13 protein-coding genes are annotated in these 20045 nt (G+C 74.7%); 10 read left to right on the plus strand and 3 right to left on the minus strand.

Features of this window, described 5'->3' with window-relative positions:
* The first annotated feature begins 80 nt into the window (after positions 1-80).
* From ACWCYO_RS24570 to ACWCYO_RS24615, 10 genes are all read left to right on the plus strand, one after another.
* Complete coding sequence (locus ACWCYO_RS24570; RefSeq protein WP_270149123.1) at positions 81-1466, plus strand: glycosyltransferase; 1386 nt, start codon at positions 81-83, stop codon at positions 1464-1466.
* A gap of 50 nt (positions 1467-1516) precedes the next feature.
* Complete coding sequence (locus tag ACWCYO_RS24575; protein WP_449785397.1) at positions 1517-2575, plus strand: DegT/DnrJ/EryC1/StrS family aminotransferase; 1059 nt, start codon at positions 1517-1519, stop codon at positions 2573-2575.
* A gap of 28 nt (positions 2576-2603) precedes the next feature.
* Entirely contained in the window at positions 2604-3842 is a 1239-nt protein-coding gene (locus ACWCYO_RS24580) for a cytochrome P450 (RefSeq protein ID WP_270149119.1), read from the plus strand.
* 35 nt (positions 3843-3877) lie between these two features.
* Positions 3878-4072, plus strand: a complete 195-nt coding sequence (locus tag ACWCYO_RS24585; protein ID WP_270149117.1) for a ferredoxin — start codon at positions 3878-3880, stop codon at positions 4070-4072.
* Between the two features lie 39 nt (positions 4073-4111).
* Positions 4112-4870, plus strand: coding sequence for a thioesterase II family protein (locus ACWCYO_RS24590; protein WP_449785398.1), 759 nt, complete (start codon positions 4112-4114; stop codon positions 4868-4870).
* A 30-nt stretch (positions 4871-4900) separates the two neighbouring features.
* The gene (pabB, locus tag ACWCYO_RS24595; RefSeq protein WP_449785399.1) at positions 4901-7069 is read left to right on the plus strand and encodes an aminodeoxychorismate synthase component I; all 2169 of its coding nucleotides are present in this window, start codon (positions 4901-4903) and stop codon (positions 7067-7069) included.
* Positions 7070-7271: 202 nt separating this feature from the next.
* A complete protein-coding gene (locus ACWCYO_RS24600) occupies positions 7272-12350 on the plus strand; it encodes a type I polyketide synthase (protein WP_449785400.1) in 5079 nt (1692 codons plus the stop codon).
* Positions 12351-12456: 106 nt separating this feature from the next.
* Positions 12457-13479, plus strand: coding sequence for an ATP-binding cassette domain-containing protein (locus ACWCYO_RS24605; RefSeq protein ID WP_449785401.1), 1023 nt, complete (start codon positions 12457-12459; stop codon positions 13477-13479).
* Entirely contained in the window at positions 13476-14324 is an 849-nt protein-coding gene (locus tag ACWCYO_RS24610; protein ID WP_449785402.1) for an ABC transporter permease, read from the plus strand. The genes ACWCYO_RS24605 and ACWCYO_RS24610 overlap by 4 nt, the downstream gene beginning before the upstream one ends.
* A gap of 34 nt (positions 14325-14358) precedes the next feature.
* Positions 14359-14556: a hypothetical protein gene (locus ACWCYO_RS24615; RefSeq protein WP_270149108.1), complete on the plus strand. Its 198-nt coding sequence runs from the start codon at positions 14359-14361 to the stop codon at positions 14554-14556.
* Between the two features lie 86 nt (positions 14557-14642).
* Here the strand turns inward: ACWCYO_RS24615 and ACWCYO_RS24620 are convergent, their stop codons facing one another.
* The 3 genes from ACWCYO_RS24620 to ACWCYO_RS24630 form a co-directional block, all read right to left on the minus strand.
* On the minus strand, positions 14643-15512 hold the full coding sequence (locus tag ACWCYO_RS24620; RefSeq protein ID WP_449785403.1) for a N5-glutamine methyltransferase family protein: 870 nt from the start codon (positions 15510-15512) through the stop codon (positions 14643-14645).
* A 150-nt stretch (positions 15513-15662) separates the two neighbouring features.
* Positions 15663-15794 carry a hypothetical protein gene (locus ACWCYO_RS24625; protein ID WP_270149104.1) on the minus strand — a complete coding sequence of 44 codons (132 nt, stop codon included), beginning with the start codon at positions 15792-15794 and terminating at the stop codon, positions 15663-15665.
* A 26-nt stretch (positions 15795-15820) separates the two neighbouring features.
* Positions 15821-20045: SDR family NAD(P)-dependent oxidoreductase (locus tag ACWCYO_RS24630; protein WP_449785404.1), on the minus strand; the 4225-nt coding region annotated here is incomplete at its 5' end.

The following is a 20045-nucleotide window of genomic DNA, read 5'->3' on the forward strand; positions in this document are numbered from 1 at the left end:
CCAATGAACGAGCGGAGCGAGCGATCGATGAACATGGGCGCGTTTCGCGAAGCGACCGCCGAGCGCAGCGAGGTGAGCGCATGAGCACCCCGGCGCGCCCGATCCTGTTCGTCAGCCTTCCGGAGAGCGGACTGCTCAACCCGCTGCTGGTGCTGGCCGGTGAGTTGGCCCGTCGGGGCGTGCCGGACCTCTGGTTCGCCACCGACGAGCCCCGGCGCGCCGACGTGCTGGCTCTCGCCGACGAGTCGGCGGTGGAGTTCGCCTCGCTCGGCGAGGTCTTCTCCGAACTGTCCGCCGTCAGCTGGAGCGACGAGGTCTACCGCGAGGTGACCCAACCCAGCCGCTTCCGCGCCCACCGGGCCGTCATCCACCAGTCCTACCGGCCCGATCTGCAGGCCGAGAAATACCGCCGGCTCGCGGCCGTGGTGGACAAGTGCAATCCGGCCCTGATGGTCGTCGACTGCGTCAGCTCCTTCGCCGTCGACCTCGCCCTGACCCGGGGCATCCCGTTCGTACTCAGCGTACCGTTCCTGCCGAGCAACGTGCTCACCTCCCACAGCCCGTTCGGCAGCTCGTACACGCCCAAGGATTTCCCCGTGCCGCATTCCGGCCTGCCGTATCCGATGAGTTTCGGCCAGCGCCTGGCCAACCGGCTGTTCAAGCTCCGCACACTGGCCCTCTTCCTCAACCCGGCCATGGGGAAGGTGCTTTCCGAGGACGCCCGGCTGCGCAAGGAGCTCGGCCTGCCCAAGCCCAGCCCGATGACCCGGATCGACCGGGCCGAAATGGTGCTGTGCAATTCCGTGCGCGAGCTCGACTATCCCTTCGAGGTGCCGGAAAAGGTCAAGCTGGTCGGGGCGATGGTGCCGCCGCTGCCCGAGTCCGCACGGGCTGCGGACGACACCGGTGTCATGGACTGGCTCGACGCGCAGTCCTCCGTGGTGTACATGGGGTTCGGGACCATCACCCGGCTCACCCGGCCCCAGGTGGCCGCCCTCGTCGAGGTGGCCCGGCGGTTGGACGGGCGCCACCAGGTGCTGTGGCGGTTGCCGGCCGAGCAGCAGCACCTGCTGCCGTCGCCGGACCGACTGCCGGGCAACCTGCGGATCGAGAGCTGGCTGCCCTCCCAGTTGGACGTGCTGGCCCACCCCAAGGTCGGGGTGTTCTTCACCCACGGCGGCGGCAACGGCTTCCACGAGGGCGTGTACTTCGGCAAGCCGCTGGTCGTGCGCCCGCTGTGGGTGGACTGCTACGACCAGGCGGTTCGCGGCCGGGACTTCGGGATCAGCCTGACCCTGGACCGGCCGCAGGACATCGATCCGGCCGACGTCGTCGACAAGCTCACCCGCGTCCTCGGCGACACTTCGTTCCGCGAACGCGCCGAGCGCATCGGGGCCCTGCAGCGCGCCGCCGGCGGCCGCACCACTGCGGCCGACCTCCTGCTCGGCCTCCCCGCCATCGCCTGATCGCCCCGGCGACACCGACTTCGACCGACCCACCGAGCGAGGACCCCTTCATGCCCTTCACCATCCCCGTGTCCCGGCCCAGCCTCGACGGGCGCGAGTTGGAGTACGTCACGAGCACGATCGGCGACGGCTGGATCTCCTCCCAGGGCCCGTACGTCCGGCGCTTCGAGCGGGCCTTCGCCGACTACAACGGCTCGGCCCACGGCGTGGCCTGCTCCTCCGGCACCGCGGCGCTCACCCTCGCGCTGCGCGCCCTCGGCGTCGGCCCGGGCGACGAGGTGATCGTGCCCGAGTTCACGATGATCGCCACCGCGTGGGCGGTCACCTACACCGGGGCGACGCCGGTGTTCGTCGACTGCGCGGCCGACCTCAACATCGACGTCGCGCGGATCGAGGAGAGGATCACCCCGCACACGAAGGCGATCGTGCCCGTGCACGTCTACGGCCGGCGCTGCGACATGGCGGCCGTCATGGACATCGCCCACCAGTACAACCTGCGCGTCGTCGAGGACTCGGCCGAGGCCCACGGCATCCGCCCGACCGGTGACATCACGTGCTTCTCGCTGTTCGCCAACAAGATCATCACGGCCGGTGAGGGCGGCATCTGCCTCACCGACGACCCCCGCCTCGCCGCCCAGCTGGACCACCTGCGCGCCATGGCCTTCACCCCCGACCACAGCTTCGTCCACAAGAAGCTCGCCTACAACTTCCGCATGACGGCCATGCAGGCCGCCGTCGCGCTCGCCCAGACCGAGCGCCTCGACGCGATCCTCGCCACCCGGCGGGAGATCGAGCAGCGCTACGACCAGGGCCTCAAGGACGTCCCCGGGCTCACCCTCATGCCGCCGCGGGACGTGCTGTGGATGTACGACGTCCGGGCCGAGCGGCGCGCCGAGTTGCGTGACTTCCTCGCCGGCCAGGGGATCGAGACCCGACTGTTCTTCCAGCCGATGAGCCGTCAGCCGGGATACTTCGACCCCTCCTGGCCCGGCCTCAACGCGGCCCGCTTCGCGGCCGACGGCCTCTACCTGCCCACCTACACCGACCTGACCCCCACCGACCAGGACCGCGTGATCGGCGCGGTCCGCGCGTTCTACGGCGCGTCCTGAGCCGGCCCGCCGGAGGAGACCCGACACCATGACGCCCGAGACAGTGCCGCCCGACACCGTGCCATCCGGGACCGTGCCTCCCGGGGAGCCGACGGGCGCCGAGCCGCCGGTGGTCGACTTCCCGCTGCGCGTGCCCGGCGAGTCCTTCCCGCCGCCGCGCTACCAGGACTACCGGGAGCTGCCGGGCCTGGTGCTGTCCTACCTGCCGAACGGCCGCAAGGTCTGGCTGGTGACCCGGCACGAGGACGTGCGCTCGGTCCTCACCGACAAGAGGATCAGCTCCAACCCGGACCATCCCGGCTTCCCCAACGTCAGCGAGACACTGGGCGTGCCGCGCCAGGAACAGATCCCCGGCTGGTTCGTCGGCCTCGACTCGCCCGAGCACGACCGCTTCCGCCGGGCGCTCATCCCGGAGTTCACCGTCCGGCGGGTGCGGGAGCTGCGGCCCGCCGTCGAGCAGACCGTCGACCGGTGCATCGACGCGATGCTGGCGGCCGGCGACGAGGCGGATCTGGTGGCGGACTTCGCGCTGCCCGTCCCGTCGCTCGTCATCTCCTCCCTGCTCGGCGTTCCGCCGGTGGACCGGGACTTCTTCGAGTCCCGCACGCGCACCCTGGTCGCCATCCAGGCCTCCACCGACCGACAGCGCGACACCGCCTCGCGCGAACTGCTGCGCTACATCAACCGGCTGGTGGCGATCAAACAGAACTGGCCCGGCGACGACCTGATCAGCCGGCTGCTGGCGACCGGCGCGATCGAGCCGCACGAGATGTCCGGCGTGCTGATGCTGCTGCTCATCGCCGGGCACGAGACGACGGCCAACAACATCGCGCTCGGCGTGGTGACGCTGCTCCAGAACCCCGAGTGGATCGGTGACGACCGGGTGGTGGAGGAGACGCTGCGCTTCCACTCGGTGGCCGACCTGGTCTCGCTGCGGGTCGCGGTCGAGGACGTCGAGATCTCCGGGCAGCTGGTGCGGGCCGGCGAGGGGATCGTGCCGCTCGTGGCCGCCGCCAACCACGACGAGAAGGCCTTCTCCTGCCCGCACGCGTTCGACCCGGCCCGCACCGAGCGCCACCACGTCGCGTTCGGCTACGGCGTCCACCAGTGCCTGGGCCAGAACCTGGTGCGGATCGAGATGGAGATCGCCTACCGCCGGCTCTTCGAACGCATTCCCGGCCTGCGCCTCGCGGTGCCGGTCGAGGACCTGCCGCTCAAGTACGACGGCGTGCTGTGCGGACTGCACGCACTTCCGGTCCGCTGGTAGCACCCGCCCACCGATCCGCTTCAGGAGAACCGTTCATGCGCATCACCGTCGACACCGACCGCTGCGTCGGCGCGGGCCAGTGCGTGCTCAACGCCCCGGCCGTGTTCGATCAGGACGACGACGGCGTGGTCGAACTGCGGCAGCCCGCCGCGGCCGCCGAGGACCGCGACGCGGTAGACACCGCCGCCACGCTCTGCCCGTCCGGCGCCATCACCGTCCACCGGGACTGAATCCCGCCCCGCGAGGGGCCCGAGAGAGGACCGACCCCCATGACCAGTCCCGGCACGGCGAGCACCCTGTGGCTGCGCCGCTTCCACCCCGGTGAGGGCCGCACGGTACGCCTGGTGTGCTTCCCGCACGCCGGCGGATCCGCGAGCTTCTTCCTCCCCGTCTCCGCGGCCCTGTCCGCCGAGGCCGAGGTGATCGCCCTGCAGTACCCCGGCCGGCAGGACCGCCGACGGGAACCCTGCGTCGAGGACATCGCCAGCCTCGCCGACCGGATCACCGACGAACTGCTCACCCTGGACGACCGGCCCACCGTGTACTTCGGCCACAGCATGGGCGCCGTCCTCGCGTTCGAGACCGCGTGGCGGCTGGAACGGAAGGGCACCCACGCACCCGGTGCGGTCATCGCCTCCGGCCGCCGGGCGCCGTCCACCACCCGCCTGGAGACGGTGCACCGACAGGACGACGACGGCGTCATCGCCGAGCTCAAGCTGCTCAACGGCACCAACGCCCAGCTGCTCGGCGACGAGGAGGTCCTGCGCATGGCGATGCCCGCGATCCGGGCCGACTACCGCGCCATCGAGCGCTACACCTGCGGGCCCGACCGCGTCCTCGGCTGCCCGGTCGTCGTCCTCACCGGCGACGCCGATCCGCGCACCACCGTCGCCGAGGCCCGCGCCTGGCAGGCCCACACCGACGGGGCGTTCCGCCTCCGGGTCCTGCCCGGCGGCCACTTCTTCCTCGCCGACCAGCAGACGGCGGTGCTCCGGGAGATCTCCGCCGAACTCGCCGAGCTCCGCTGACGGACCGCCGGCCCGGACAAGGACCCCCTGATGCGCACACTCCTGGTCGACAACTACGACTCCTTCACCTACAACCTCTTCCACTACCTCGCCGAGGCCAACGGCCGAGAGCCGGAGGTCATCAGCAACGACGACCCGGCCTTCCGGCCCGAGCTGCTCGACGCGTTCGACAACGTCGTGCTCTCCCCCGGCCCCGGGACCCCGCACAGGCCCGCCGACTTCGGCCACTGTGCCGGCATAGCCCGGGAGGGCCGGCTGCCCCTCCTCGGCGTCTGCCTCGGCCACCAGGGGCTGGCCCTCGCCCACGGCGCCGCCGTGGGCCGGGCGCCCGCGCCCCGGCACGGGCGCACCTCGGCCGTGCGGCACACCGGGACCGGGCTCTTCCACCACCTGCCGAACCCGCTGGAGGTGGTCCGCTACCACTCGCTGGCGGTCACCTCGCTCCCGCCCGCCCTGGAACCGATCGCCTGGGCCACCGACGACGGCGTGGTGATGGCCCTGCGCCACCGCGAACTCCCCCTGTGGGGGGTGCAGTTCCATCCCGAGTCGATCGGCACCGAGGCCGGCCTGCGGCTGCTGTCGAACTTTCGCGACCTCACCGAGCAGCACAGGCGCGGGCGCCGCGGCACCGCGCCCGGCCCACGCCCCCGCCCACGCCCCCGCCCCCGCCCCCGCCCCCGCACCGCACCCCAGGCCGCGCGGCGGCCGACCACCCGGCGCCTCGCCGTCCTGACCCGCCGGGTCGAGACCTGCTGGGACGCCGAGACCGTCTTCGAGCACGTGTTCCGCGACGGCGGTCATCCCTTCTGGCTCGACAGCAGCCTGCCCGGCGGCCGCCTCGGGCAGGTCTCGGTGATGGGCAACGCCGCCGGGCCGCTCGCCCGCATCGCCACCGCCGACGTCCAGCGCGGCACCGTCACGGTGACCGCCGGCGGCACCACGCAGGTCGTCGAGGGCGAGTTCCTGACCTGGCTCGACGACGACCTGCGCACGCTCGACGTCGACCTGCCCGAGCTGCCGTTCGACTTCGCGCTCGGCTGGGTCGGCTGCCTCGGCTACGAACTCAAGGCCGAGTGCGGCGGCGAGCGCGCCCACCGCTCGCCCGACCCGGACGCCGTCATGGTCTTCGCCGACCGAGCCGTCGTCGTCGACCACCACACCGGCACCACCCACCTGCTCGCCCTCGCCGAGGACGGCCGGGACGCCTCCGCCCGCGCCTGGCTGGACGACACCGCCGCCCTGCTCACCGGCCCCGCCCCGCACACCGACCCGCCCGCCCACACCCCGCCCGGCGCCGACGCCCGGCTGCGGCTGCGGCACCCGCGCGAGGCGTACCTCGAGCTCATCGGCGTCTGCCAGGACGAGATCACGGCCGGCGAGACCTACGAGGTCTGCCTCACCAACATGATCGACGCACCCGCCGACCTCGACCCGTGGCAGGCCTACCGCGCGCTGCGGCGGATCAGCCCCGCCCCGTTCGCCGCCTTCCTCTCCTTCGGTGACCTCGCCGTGCTCAGCTCCTCCCCGGAGCGCTTCCTGCGGATCGGCCCGGACGGCCTCATGGAGTCCAAGCCCATCAAGGGCACCCGACCGCGCGGCGCCACCGGCGAGGAGGACGCCCTGCTCGCCGCCGACCTCGCCGCCAGTGAGAAGGACCGGGCCGAGAACCTGATGGTCGTCGACCTCGTCCGGCACGACCTCGGGCGCTGCGCCCGGACCGGCTCCGTCGTCGCCGAACCCCTGTTCGACGTCGAGACGTACGCCACCGTGCACCAGCTCGTCAGCACCGTGCGGGCCCGGCTGCGCCCCGAGTGCAGCGCCGTCGACGGCGTCCGGTCGGCGTTCCCCGGCGGCTCGATGACGGGCACGCCCAAGCTGCGCACGATGCAGATCATCGACCGGCTGGAGAACGGGCCGCGCGGCATCTACTCCGGGGCGATCGGCTACTTCTCGCTCAGCGGCGCGGCCGACCTGAGCATCGTGATCCGCACCGCCGTGCTCAGCGGCGGACGGTTGCGCTACGGGGTCGGCGGGGCGATCATCGCGCTGTCCGACGCCGAGGGCGAGTTCGACGAGACGGTGGTCAAGGCCCGCCCGCTGCTCGCGCTGCTCGACGCCGAGCTCCCGCTGGAGAGCCCGGCAGCCGCCACGCGTCGGCGCCGTCCGTCCGGCTCGTTCCCGGCCGCCGTCCCGAGCTGAGGGTCCGCTTTCCGGATCTTCCGGGCGCGCCAGGCCGGGCGCCTGGCGCCGCGCTTCGGCCCGGCGCCCGGAGCCGCGCGCCGGTCCGACGAGCTTCGGCGAGGAAGGCCCGGAGCACGACGCCCCGGAGGGCGCGGTCCCTCCCGAAACCCAGGCTGAGAACGGCCGGTGCGGCCGGCCAGCGACCCCGTCAGGAGCGAAGGTGTCCGTCCACAGCGATGACTACGCGATCGATCCGGCTGCCGGCGGGGCACTCGGCGGCCACACGCTGCCCGCCGTGTTCGCGGCCGCGGTCCGCCGGGCGCCCGACGCCGTCGCCCTGGTCGACGGTGACCGGGAGGTGACCTGGCGCCAGTGGGCGGACGACGCCGCCGCCCTGGCCCGGGTCCTCCAGGAGCTCGGCGTCGCGCCCGGGGACGTCGTCGCCGTCCAGCTCCCCAACTGCCGGGAGTACCAGACGGCACACGTCGCCGTCGCCACCGCGGGCGCCGTCCTGCTGCCCGTCCACGCCGGGCACGGCGCCGCGGACGTACGCGCACTGCTGGCCCGGGTGGACCCGGTCGCCGTGCTCCTCCCGGCGGAGGCGGCGGCCACGGCGGCCGAGCTCCTGATGACCGTGCCGTCCCTCCGGGCGGTACTGGTCGCCGGGGACGAGGCACCGACCGTGGGGGGCGTGCACGCGCTGGAGCGCCTCATCGCCGAGTGGGCGGGTCACGCCCCGCACCCCGTGGACGTCCGGCCCGAGGACCCGCTGGTCCTCGTCCCGTCCTCCGGCACCACCTCGGCCCGGCCCAAGATCTGCCTGCACAGCCACGACGGGCTGCTCTCCAACACGGCGTCCGTCGCCGACGAGGGCGGTCCGGCCTTCGCGGAGGCGATCCTGACGGCCTGCCCGCTCACCCACCTGTTCGGCCTGCAGTCGCTGCACACCGCCCTGTTCCGGGCCTGCCGCCAGGTGCTCCTGGACGGCTGGGACCCGGAGCGCTTCCTCGCCCTCGCCCGCGCCACCGCCCCGAGCGCCGTCTTCGCCGTCCCGGCCCAACTCCACGACGTGGTCGCCACCCTGGCCCGGAGCGGGCAGCCGGCCGGCTTCCGGCCATGCGAGGTGCGCACCGCCGGGGCGGCGATCCCCGCCGCCCTGGCGGCCGACGTCCGGGCGGTGCTCGGCGGCGAACTCGTCGTCGTCTGGGGCATGTCCGAACTGGGCACCGGCACCCGGACCTCCACCACCGATCCGGCCGGCGCCGCCGTGCGCAGCGTGGGCCGACCGACCAGCGGGGCCCGCGTGCGGGTCGTCGGCGAGGACGGGCGCGAACTGCCGCCGGGCGAGCCGGGCGACCTCCAGTACCGCAGTCCGAGCATGTTCCGCGGCTACTACCGCGAGCCCGACCTCACCGCCGCGGCCGTCACGCCGGACGGCTGGCTGCGCACGGGCGACCGGGCGAGCCTCGGGGCGGACGGCCTGCTGCGCTTCCACGGGCGCGCGGCCGAGCTGATCAACGTGGGCGGGCGGAAGTTCGATGCGACGGAGGTCCAGGAGCTGCTGGCGGCGATGCCGGGCATCGGCCCGCTCGCCGTCGTCGGACGGGCGGACGCCCGGCTCGGCGAGATCCCGTGCCTGGTGCTGACACGCGCCAAGGACCCGGCGATCGACCTGCGGGCGGTGACCGCTTTCCTGCGGGAGCGCGAGGTCGCCGAGTACAAGGTGCCGCTGGAGCTGGTGACCGTCGACGACCTCCCGCGCACCCCGGCCGGGAAGCTGCACCGGCGGTCGCTGGAGGAGCTGGTGGCCGGGACAGCGGTCGTTCAGGCTTCCCACGCCATGGACTACCGCGACGCGCTGGACCTCGTGCGCTCGTGCGCGGCCGAGGTCATGGAACGCGGCCCGGCGGACGAGCCGATCGGCGTCGGCACGGCGTTCCGCGCGTACGGGCTGGACTCGGTGCGCACCATCCGGCTGCGCAACCTGCTGGCGGAGGCGACCGGCCGTGCGCTGCCGGTGAGCCTCGGCTTCGACCACCCGACTCCCGCGGCCGTCGCGGCATTGTTGTCGGGCGCGGTGCCGGACCGGGAGGAGGACCCACACGACGCCTCCTCCGACGAACCGATCGCCATCGTCGGCATGGCCTGCCGACTGCCGGGCGGCGTCTCCTCCCCCGACGACCTCTGGGCGCTCGTCGCCGACGGCACCCACACCGACTCCGCGTTCCCCGCCGACCGCGGCTGGGACCTCGACGGCCTCTTCGACGACGATCCCGAGCACCCCGGCACCTCCTACGTCCGCCGGGGCGGGTTCCTGGACGGCGCGGGCCGGTTCGACGCCGCCTTCTTCGGCTTCTCCCCGCGCGAGGCCCTGGCCGCCGACCCTCAGCAGCGGCTGCTCCTGGAGACCGCCTGGGAGGCGCTGGAACACGCCGGGATCGACCCGACCGGGCTGCGCGGCAGCCGCACCGGCGTCTTCACCGGGGCGATGTACCACGACTACGGCGTCGGCGCCCCGGCGGAGTTGGAGGGCCTGCTCGGGATCGGCACCGCTGGCAGCGCGCTGGCCGGGCGGATCTCGTACTGCTTCGGCCTTGAGGGCCCGGCGCTCGCCGTCGACACCGCGTGCTCCTCCTCGCTCGTCGCCCTGCACCTCGCGTGCCGCTCGCTGCGCTCGGGCGAGTCCTCGCTCGCGCTGGCCGGCGGCGTCGCGGTGATGGCCACGCCGACGTCGTTCGTCGAGTTCTCCCGGTTGCGCGGCCTCGCGGCCGACGGTCGCTGCAAGTCCTTCTCGGACGACGCCGACGGCGCGGCGTGGGCGGAGGGCGCCGGCCTGCTCGTGCTGGAGCGGCTGAGCGACGCGCGGCGCAACGGGCACCCGGTGCTCGCCCTCGTCCGCGGCTCGGCCGTCAACCAGGACGGCGCCTCGAACGGCATCACCGCGCCCAACGGCCCCGCCCAGCAGCGCGTCATCCGTCGCGCCCTCGCCGACGCGGGGCTCGCGCCCGGCGACATCGACGCCGTCGAGGCGCACGGCACCGGAACCTCGCTCGGCGACCCGATCGAGGCGCAGGCGCTCCTCGCCGTCCACGGCGGCGCGCGCCCGGCGGACCGGCCGCTGTGGCTCGGGTCCGTCAAGTCGAACATCGGGCACGCCCAGGCGGCCGCCGGGGTGGCCGGGGTGATCAAGACGGTGCAGGCGATGCGGCACGGCGTGCTGCCGCGGACCCTGCACGTCACCCGGCCGACCGGTCGGGTCGACTGGTCCTCGGGCGCCGTGCGGCTGCTGACGCAGGCGCAGCCGTGGTCCCGGGAGCAGGGGCGAGTGCGGCGGGCCGGGGTGTCGTCGTTCGGGATCAGCGGGACGAACGCGCACGTGGTGCTGGAGGAGGCGCCGGTGGCGGCAGCACGCCCGGCGGCGCCGTGCGCCGCTGACCGTCCGGTGCCGCTGCTGCTGTCCGCCCGCAGTGAGCCGGCCCTGCGGGCCCAGGCCGGGCGGCTGGCCGAGCACCTCGCCGCCCACCCCTCGTACGCCCTGCCTGACGTCGCCGTCGCGCTCGTCGGCACCCGGGCCGTCCACGGCCACCGCGCCGTGCTGGCCGGCGCCGAACGCAGCGAACTCGTCGACGCGCTAAGGCACTTCGCCGCCGGGGAACCGTCGCCGGTCGCCCCGGTGACCGGGCGGCGTGACGGCGGCGGGCGGCTCGCCTTCGTCTTCGCCGGGCAGGGCAGCCAGCGCCCCGGCATGGGGCGCGAACTCGCCGCCGCCTTCCCCGAGTTCACAGCGGCCCTGGACGAGGTGTGCGGCTTCCTGGACCCGCTGCTGCAGCGGCCGCTGCGTTCCGTGCTGTGGGAGGACTCGGCAGACCTCCTCGATCGAACGGAGTTCGCCCAGCCCGCACTGTTCGCCCACGAGGTCGCCCTCCACCGGCTGTTGGAGTCCTGGGGCGTGCGCCCCGACCTGCTGGCCGGGCACTCGGTCGGCGAGATCGCCGCCGCGCACGTCGCCGGGGTGCTGTCCCTGCCGGACGCGTGCACCCTGATCGCCGCCCGGGGCCGACTCATGCAGGCCCTCCCGGCCGGTGGCGCGATGCTCGCAGTCCGGGCATCGGAGGACGAAGTCCTCCCGCTGCTGGGCGAGTTCGTCTCACTGGCGGCCGTCAACGGCCCCTCGTCCGTCGTCGTCTCGGGCACCGAGGAGGCGGTGGCGGCGGTCGGGACCCACTTCGCCGACCGGCGGACGGCCCGGCTGCGCGTCTCGCACGCCTTCCACTCGCCGCTGCTGGAGCCGATGCTGGCGGAATTCCGTGACGTGCTGGAGGGGTTGTCCTTCGCCGCACCCGCTGTTGCGCTGATCTCCGGCGTCACCGGCCGACCGCTGACCGCCGAGGAGGCCCGCGATCCCGGCCACTGGGTGCGGCAGGCCCGGGAGCCGGTCCGCTTCCGGGACGCCGTCTCGCGGTTGGGGGCCGAGCACGTCGACGCCTACCTCGAACTCGGTCCCGCCGCCGCGCTCGCCCCCATGCTCGGCGAGTGCCTGGCCGACGCGGACGCCGGCGCGCCGGCCGCCGTCACCGCGACCGGCTCTGCCGACCAGGCGGACGAGACGCGCGCCCTGCTCGCCGCCGTCGGACGTCTCCACCTGCACGGCGTACCGGTGGACTGGGACGCCGTCCTGCCGGGCGCCCGGCCCGTGCCGCTGCCGACGTACGCGTTCCAGCGGCAGACGTACTGGCTCGCGCCCGCCGCGCCGACACCGCCGACACCGCCGACCGCGGCCGTTGTCGCCGCCGCACCGCCGCTCGACGGCCGGCTCGCCACGGCGAGCCCCGAGGAACGCGACGCCCTGCTCCTCAAGCTCGTCCTCGCCGAGACCGCCGCCGTGCTCGGGCTCGGCCCCGACGACCTCGAGGCCGCCCACGCGTTCTCCGAACTCGGCGTCAACTCCGTCAACGCGATCGAGCTGCGCGAACGCATCGCCACCGCCACCGGCACGCCCGTCCCGGCAACACTCGTCTTCGACCACCCCTCGCCGGTCTCCGTCGTCCGCGCCATCGGTGCCCTCCGAGACCGGCCCGCCCCGGGCGCCGCTCCCGAACCCACCGCCGCCGACCTGGTCGACCGCCTCGCCGCGCTGCTCGCCGCCGGCACCGCACTCGACCCGGCCACCGCCACCCGGCTGCGCGACCTCGCCCGGCGCTGCGCCGCAACCGCCGGCCCGGCCCGCCCGGCTCCCGGGCCCGACCTCGACGAGGCCACCGACGAGGAACTCTTCCGCCTGATGGACGCCGTGGACTGACGCCGTGGAGCCACTCCGGGACCTACTCCGTGGACTGGCTCCGTCGACTGACCCCGTGCTCCGAAAGCCCCGCGCGCCCTGCCGATTACCCTACGGAGACCCGACCATGCCCGCCCGCACCGCACCGCCCCCGCCCACCGCGGCCGCCGACGACCTCGTGATCGAGGCGGTCGACGTCGGCATGACCTTCGGCGACGTCCGCGCGCTCGACTCGGTCAGCCTCGCCGTCCCGCGCGGCAGCGTCCTCGCCCTGCTCGGCCACAACGGCGCCGGCAAGACCACCCTCGTCGGCGTCCTCACCACCGCCCTCGCGCCCACCACCGGCCGGGCCAGCGTGGCCGGGTTCGACGTCCGCCGCCGCCCCGCCGAGGTCCGCCGCCGGATCGGCCTCACCGGCCAGTACGCCACCGTTGACGGACGGCTCAGCGGCCGCGACAACCTCCTCCTGCTCGCCGGCCTGCTGGGCGCCGGGCGCCGCGCCGCCCGCACCCGCGCCGACGAACTCCTCGACCTCTTCGACCTCGGGCACGTCGCCGACCGGCCGGCCCGCGGCTACTCCGGCGGCCTGCGCCGGCGCCTCGACCTGGCCGCGAGCCTGGTCGGCCGGCCCGAGGTGGTGTTCCTCGACGAACCCACCACCGGGCTCGACCCGGTGAGCCGGCTCGGTCTCTGGGAGATCGTCGAGGGCCTCGTCGCCGAGGGCACCACCGTGCTGCTCACCACCCAGTACCTCGACGAGGCGGACCGGCTCGCCGATGCCATCACCGTGCTCTCCGGCGGCAGCGTCGTCGCCCACGGCACTCCGGCCGAGCTCAAGTCCCGAGTGGGCAGGCGCACCGTCACCGTCGTCCTCGACGGGCCCGGCGGGAGCGAGACCGGGAACGACCTCGAGCACGCCGCCGACGCGCTGCGCCGTGCCGGGCTCGCCCCGGTCGCCGGGCGCGAGGGCGCCGCACTGGTCGTCCCGATCGAGGCCACCCGCGACATCGCCGCGGTCGTCCGGGCGCTGGACGGGGTCGGGGTCGAGGCCGCCGAGCTCACGTTCGGCGAACCCGGCCTGGACGACGTCTACCTCGCCCTGGCCCACCGCTCCGACAACCTCGACAGCCCGGAAGGAGCCCAGCGGTGACCACCACGCTCGACACCGGCCGACCGCCCCGCGCCACGACGGCCAGCGCGCCCGCCTGGCGCGGCAGTTCACGGCTCACCCAGATCCGCATCCTCACCGGCCGGTCGCTGCGCGCGCTCGTGACCGATCCGGCGGTGCTGCTCTTCGGCCTGCTCCAGCCCGTCATCACGCTCGTGGTGCTCTCCCAGGTCTTCAGCCGGATGGGACTTCCACCGCACTTCCCGCCGGACGTCACCTACCTGGACTTCGTCCTGCCCGCCGTTCTCGTCGACAACGCCGTGCAGTCCGCCGTCCAGTCCGGCGTCGGCCTCGTCGAGGACCTCCAGAACGGCATCGTCGCCCGCCTGCGCTGCCTGCCCGTCGCCCCGAGCTCCCTGCTCGTCGCCCGCAGCCTCACCACGCTGGTACGCGCCGCCGTCCAGGCCGTGATCATCCTGGCGCTCGGCATGCTCGTCCTCGGCTACCACCCGCGCGGCGGCGCCGGCGCGGTCGCCGCCTCGATCGGGCTGACGCTGTTCATGAGCTGGGCCCTCGGCTGGCTGTTCATCGCGGCGGCCGCCTGGCTGCGCCGAGCCGAGCCGATCCAGAACCTGGCGGTCATCGCCGTCCTCCCCCTGATGTTCGCCTCCAGCGCCTACGTCCCGACCGCCGACCTCCCCGACTGGCTGGCCGCCGTCGCCCACGTCAACCCCCTGACGTACGCCATCGACTCGACCCGAGCCCTCGCCCTGGGCCTCCCGGGCACGGGAACGGCCGTGCCGGCCCTGCTGCTCGGCGCGGCCGTCGCGGCCACCGGCGCGTGGCTGGCGGCCACGGGCTTCCGCAGGCCGATCGCTCCGCGCTGAGCTCCGCGGCCGGTGCGGTGCGCAGGACGTCGGGATGGCCGACTTCCTGCGCACCGCACCTGTCCTGTCCTCACAACGTGGTTGCGGCGGCCGCTTCCCGCAGGGCGAAGGCCGCGCGTCGGACGACCGGGTACGCGCGGCGTTCCTCGGCGACATCACCGAGGAGGAGTACGCGGCTGCGGTCTCCGTGCTCCAGCGCATCACCGACAACCTCGCCCAGGAGCCCTCGTAACGGCACTGGGGCCCAGCGCCGAGCGCCGGACCGGGCGGCGGCGCGCGCCGTCCTCACAGCCGACCGGCACCCGGCGGTCGGCGTCCTCAGGTGGTCGTGCGGACGGCCGACGAGTACAGGGGCCAGCCGTCCTGGTCGGGACGGCACACCACCCCCGCGAAACGCCCGGACTCCCGCAGCAGCGCCGGCACCGTCGCTCCGTGCAGGTGGCCGTGCTCGACCACCAGGGCGCCACCCGGTCGCAGCATCCCGGCCGCCACCTCCACCACCTGGCGCACGACCCGCAGGCCGTCGGCGCCGCCGAAGACGGCATGGCGGGGCTGGTAGCGGCCGAACTCGTCCGGCACGTCGGCCGCGTCCGGCATGAAGGGCGGGTTCGCGAGCACCAGGTCGACCTCGGCAGTCAGCTCGGTGAGGGTGCCCGCCCGGGCCGCCGGGCCCTCGTGGACGGTCATCGCAGTGTCCCCCAGGGCGGCGCGGCGGGCCGCGTTGCGGCGGGCGAAGTCCGCGGCGATCGGGTCGAACTCGACCGCGTGCACCCGGGCGTCCGGCCGGGCGTGCGCAAGGGCCAGGCCGATCGCGCCCGAGCCGGCGCACAGGTCGACCACCGTCGGCGCCTGCGTCTCCACGAGGGCCTCCAGGCCGGCCGCCAGCACGAGCTCGCTGTGCACCCGCGGCACGAACACGCCCGGCCCGACGAGGAGGTCGAGCCCACCGAACACGGCGCGCCCGGTCAGGTGGCCGAGCGGCACGCCGTCGACTCTCCTGCCGACGAGGTCCCGCAAGCGCCGCACCGCTCTCGCGTCGAGCTCCTGCCGCGGATCCAGCCCGCTCGGCTCCACACCGAGCACGCGCGCGGCCAGTTCCTCCACCTCCCGCCGTGCGCCGGCCTGCACGGCGCTCTCGAGTATCAGCACGGCCTCGTCGATCAGGTCCCCGAGCATCGTCGTCCCCATCCGTAGCCTCCCCGGCCCCACGGCGCGGCGCCAACCGCCCACGCCACCGCCAACTGTGCGGCCGCGGCGGCTAGTCAAGAGACCAGAACCTCTGTCCGGAAGGACGGACGGACGTTCCGGTGGTTCGTCGTCGACGGATCGGACCTGCTGTCAGACGCGCAGCGGGCCGATCACCTCGAACCCGTGGCGGCCGGCCGCGTCCAGGGCCTCGCCGTGTTCGTCGCAACGACGCCGTCGACGGTCGGCCCCGCGGACGGTGACGGTGAGCACCTGGGCATACAAGCGCGCAGCGTCGCGGGACGGGCGGATCAGTCGGACAGCCCCAGCTCGTTGTCCAGGAGGTCGAACATCTCGTCGTCCGACGCCGACGCGAAGTCGAAGGCCTCGGCCTCGGAGCCGGCGGCCCTGGAGGCGAGCCACTTGGTGCGCAGGACCTCCAGGCGGGCGGCGACCTGGGCGAACAGGTCGTCGTCCGAGACGCTTACCTCCGCCGTGCCGAACGCCCGCTCCAGCCGGTCGAGTTCGGCCAGCAGCGCGGCCGGGCCCTCCGTCGGCGCGGGCTGGAGGCCCAGGCGGTCGAAGAGGTGGTCGGCCAGTTCCGTCACCGTCGGGTGGTCGAAGACCAGGGTGGCCGGTAGCCGCAGGGCCACCAGCGCGCCCAGCCGGTTGCGCAGTTCGACCGCCGTGAGGGAGTCGAGGCCGAGGTCCTGGAAGGCCCGCTGCGGGTCCACCCCGGAGGCGTTGGTGTGGCCGAGGACCGCGGCGACCTGGCGGCGGACCGCCTCCAGCAGCGCCTCGCGCCGTTCGGCGCCCGGCAGCTCGGACAGCCGGCGCACGAACGCGGCGCCGCCGGCCGCCCCGCCGTCCGCGCCCGCGGCCGAGCCGCGCCGGACCGGCACGCGCACCAGGCCTCGCAGGAGCGGCGGGACTTCGCCGCGCCGGGCCAGGGCGGCCGGGTCGAGGCGCAGCGGCAGGACGGCGGGTGCCGTGCCGGCCGTGGTCGCGTCGAACAGGGCGAGGCCCAGTTCCGGCGTCAGCGGCGGCATTCCGGCTCGGGCCAGTCGTTCGGCCTCGGCCTCGGTGAGCGTGCCGGTCATGCCGCCGGTGCCGGTCCACGGGCCCCATGCCAGGGAGACGGCCGGGAGGCCGAGCGAGCGGCGGTGGACCGCCAGGGCGTCCAGGAAGGCGTTGGCCGCCGCGTAGTTGCCCTGGCCGGGGTTGCCGAGCGTGCCGGCCGCCGAGGAGAACAGGACGAAGGCCTCGACGCGTTCCGCTGCCCGGTGGAGGTTCCACGCCGCGTCCGCCTTCGGCCGCAGGACGGCACCGATGCGCTCGGGCGTGAGCGAGCCGATCGTCCCGTCGTCCAGGACGCCCGCGGTGTGCACCACCGCGCGGACGTCGTAGCGGGCGAACAGCCCGGTGACGGCGGCCTCGTCGGCGACGTCGCAGGCTTCGACGGCCGTCTCGGCGCCGAGGTCGGCCAGTTCGGCGACCAGCTCGGCCACGCCGTCGGCGGCGGCGCCGCTGCGGCTGACCAGCAGCAGGCTGCGCACGCCGTGCTCGGCGGCGAGGTGCCGGGCCACCAGCCGGCCCAGGCCGCCGGTACCGCCGGTGATCAGCACCGCGCCCTCGGTGGGCCAGCTCGGAGCCTCGGCCGCGAGCTCCTCGCGCACGAGCCGGGCGGCGAACAACTCGTCGTCCCGCAGCAGCAGTTGCGGCTCGTCGACGGTGACCGCGGCGGTCCGGAGCTCCGTCCCGGCGGTGGCCAGGTCGAGCAGCCCGAACCGGCCGGGCTCCTCCGAGGCCGCCGAGCGGACGAGGCCCCAGGCCGCCGCACCGGCGAGGTCGTCGCCGGACACCGCGCCCCGCGTGAGGAACACCAGCCGCGAGGCCGCGAACGCGTCCTCCGCGAGCCACGCCTGGACCAGCTCCAGGACGGAGGCCACCGTGGCGTGCACCGAATCGACTCCACCGGCGGGGAGTTCGGCCACCACCACCGGCGGCACGTCGGACGTCGCGGCGAGCGAGGCCAGCGCTTGCGCGGTCGGCTCGACGGCGACGAACGCCGCGTCCGCGTCGGCGGGCGCCTGCACCGGCACCCAGTCGAGGCGGAACAGCGCGTCGTGGCCCGCCGGGCGGGCGGCCGCGCCGAACTGCTCGGCGGCGATCGGCCGGACGCTGAGCGAGCCCACCGAGGCGACCGGCCGGCCCTCCGGGTCGGCCGCGGCGAGCGCCAGCCCGCCGGACGCCGACGGCGCCAGCCGGATCCGCAGGGCGGACGCGCCGGAGGCATGCAGCGCGACGTCCTCCCACGCGAACGGCACCCCGGCGCCGCCCTCGCCGGCACCGCTCTCCTCAACGCTGCCGCCCACGGCGAGCGTGTGCAGACAGGCGTCGAACAGGGCCGGGTGCAGACCGTAGGCGCCGCCCTCGACGCCCTCGGGCAGGGCGACGTCGGCGAAGAGCTCGTCCCCACGCCGCCAGACCGCGCGGAGGCCCCGGAACGCCGGGCCGTACCCGAACCCGGCCTCCGCCAGGCCGTCGTAGAGGCCGGTCAGGTCGACCTGCTCGGCGTCGGCCGGCGGCCACGCCGAGGCGTCGAAGGCCGTCGGCGCCGCGCCGGTGCCGAGCACGCCGCTGGCGTGCAGCGTCCACGGGTGCAGGCCGCCCGCGCCGGTCCGGGAGTGCACGCTCACGGGCCGGCGGCCCGCGTCGTCCGGCGTGCCGACGGCGACCTGGAGCTGGACGGTGCCCGTCCCCGGGAGGACCAGCGGCGCGGCCAGCGTCAGCTCCTCGACGACGTCGCAGCCGACCTCGTCTCCCGCGCGCACCGCCAGCTCGACCAGCGCCGTACCCGGCACCACGACCGAGCCCAGGACGACGTGATCCGCCGCCCACGGGTGGGATCGCGCCGACAGGCGGCCGGTGAACAGGAGGCCACCACTGTCGGCCAGCTCCAGCGAGCCGGTGAGCAGCGGGTGTTCGGCGTTCCTGAGCCCGGCGGACTCGGCGCCGCGGCCGGCGGGCAGGCCGCTCGGCCAGTAGTCCCGGTGCTCGAACGGGTAGGTCGGCAGTGCGGCGAGGTGCCGGCCGGCGCCGGCGAGCAGGGCCCGCCAGTCGACCTTCGCGCCGTGGACGTGGAGGCCCGCGAGGGCCTGGAGGAGGCTCGCCTCCTCGGGGCGGTCCTTGCGGAGCGCCGGGGTGGCCACGGTGTCGGCGTCCTCGGGCAGCACGCTCGCGGTGAGGGCGGCGAGGACGGTGTCGGGGCCGAGTTCGAGGTAGCGGCGGACGCCGGCCTCGTGGAGGGTGCGGACGCCGTCGGCGAAGCGGACGGCCTCGCGGACGTGGCGCACCCAGTAGTCGGGGGTCGTGAAGTCCCCGTCCAGGGCACCGGTCAGGTTGGAGACCAACGGGATCGACGGCGCGTGGTACGTCAGCCCGTCAAGAACCGAACGGAAGTCCGCCAGCATCGGGTCCATCAACGGCGAGTGGAAGGCATGGGACACCCGCAGCCGCGTCGTCCGGCGGCCGGCGAAGTGCGCCTCGATCACCGAGACCGCGTCCTCGGCTCCCGAGACCACGACGGACGTCGGACCGTTGACCGCCGCTATCGAGACGAACTCGCCCAGCAGCGGCAGGACTTCGTCCTCCGTCGCCTGCACGGCCAGCATCGCACCACCCACAGGAAGCGCCTGCATCAGCCGGCCACGGGCGCCCACCAGTGCGCAGGCGTCCGCCAGCGAGAACACCCCGGCGACGTACGCAGCCGCGACCTCGCCGATCGAGTGCCCCGCCACGAACTCCGCCCGCACGCCCAGCGACTCGACGAGGCGGTACAGCGCCACCTCCACCGCGAACAACCCGGCCTGGGCGTACGCGGTCCGGTTCAGCAGCTCCGCGTCCGAACCCCACACCACGTCGCGCAAGGCCGGATCCAGCTCCGCGCACACCTCGTCGAAGGCCCGGGCGAACACCGGGAACCGGGCGTACAACTCCCGCCCCATCCCGAGCCGTTGCGAGCCCTGACCGGAGAACAGGAACGCCGTCCTGCCGTCGGCCGCCACCCCTCGGGCCAGCTCCACGCCGTCCACGAGCACCGTGCGGTGCGGCAGCGCCGTCCGCCCGGCCAGGGTGAACGCCACGTCTGCGGAAGGCAGTTCACCGGCGTCCGTGAGCCGGGCGAGCTGCGCGTCCAGCGCCGCCTCCGACTTGGCGGACACCACCCAGGGCACCAGACCGGGTGCGGCCTCGTTCTCCGCCTCCGCCGACTCGGGCAGCTCCAGGATGACGTGGGCGTTGGTGCCGCTGATCCCGAAGGACGACACACCCGCGCGGCGCGGGTGGCCGGTGGCCGGCCAGTCCGTGCGCTCGGTGAGCAGTTCGACGGCGCCGGCCGTCCAGTCGACGTGGGTGGAGGGCTGGTCGATGTGCAGGGACTGCGGCAGCACGCCGTGCTGCATCGCCAACACCATCTTGATCACGCCCGCGACGCCGGCCGCCGCCTGCGCGTGCCCGATGTTCGACTTGATCGAG

It is taken from the genome of Kitasatospora sp. NPDC001683 (genome assembly GCF_053596495.1).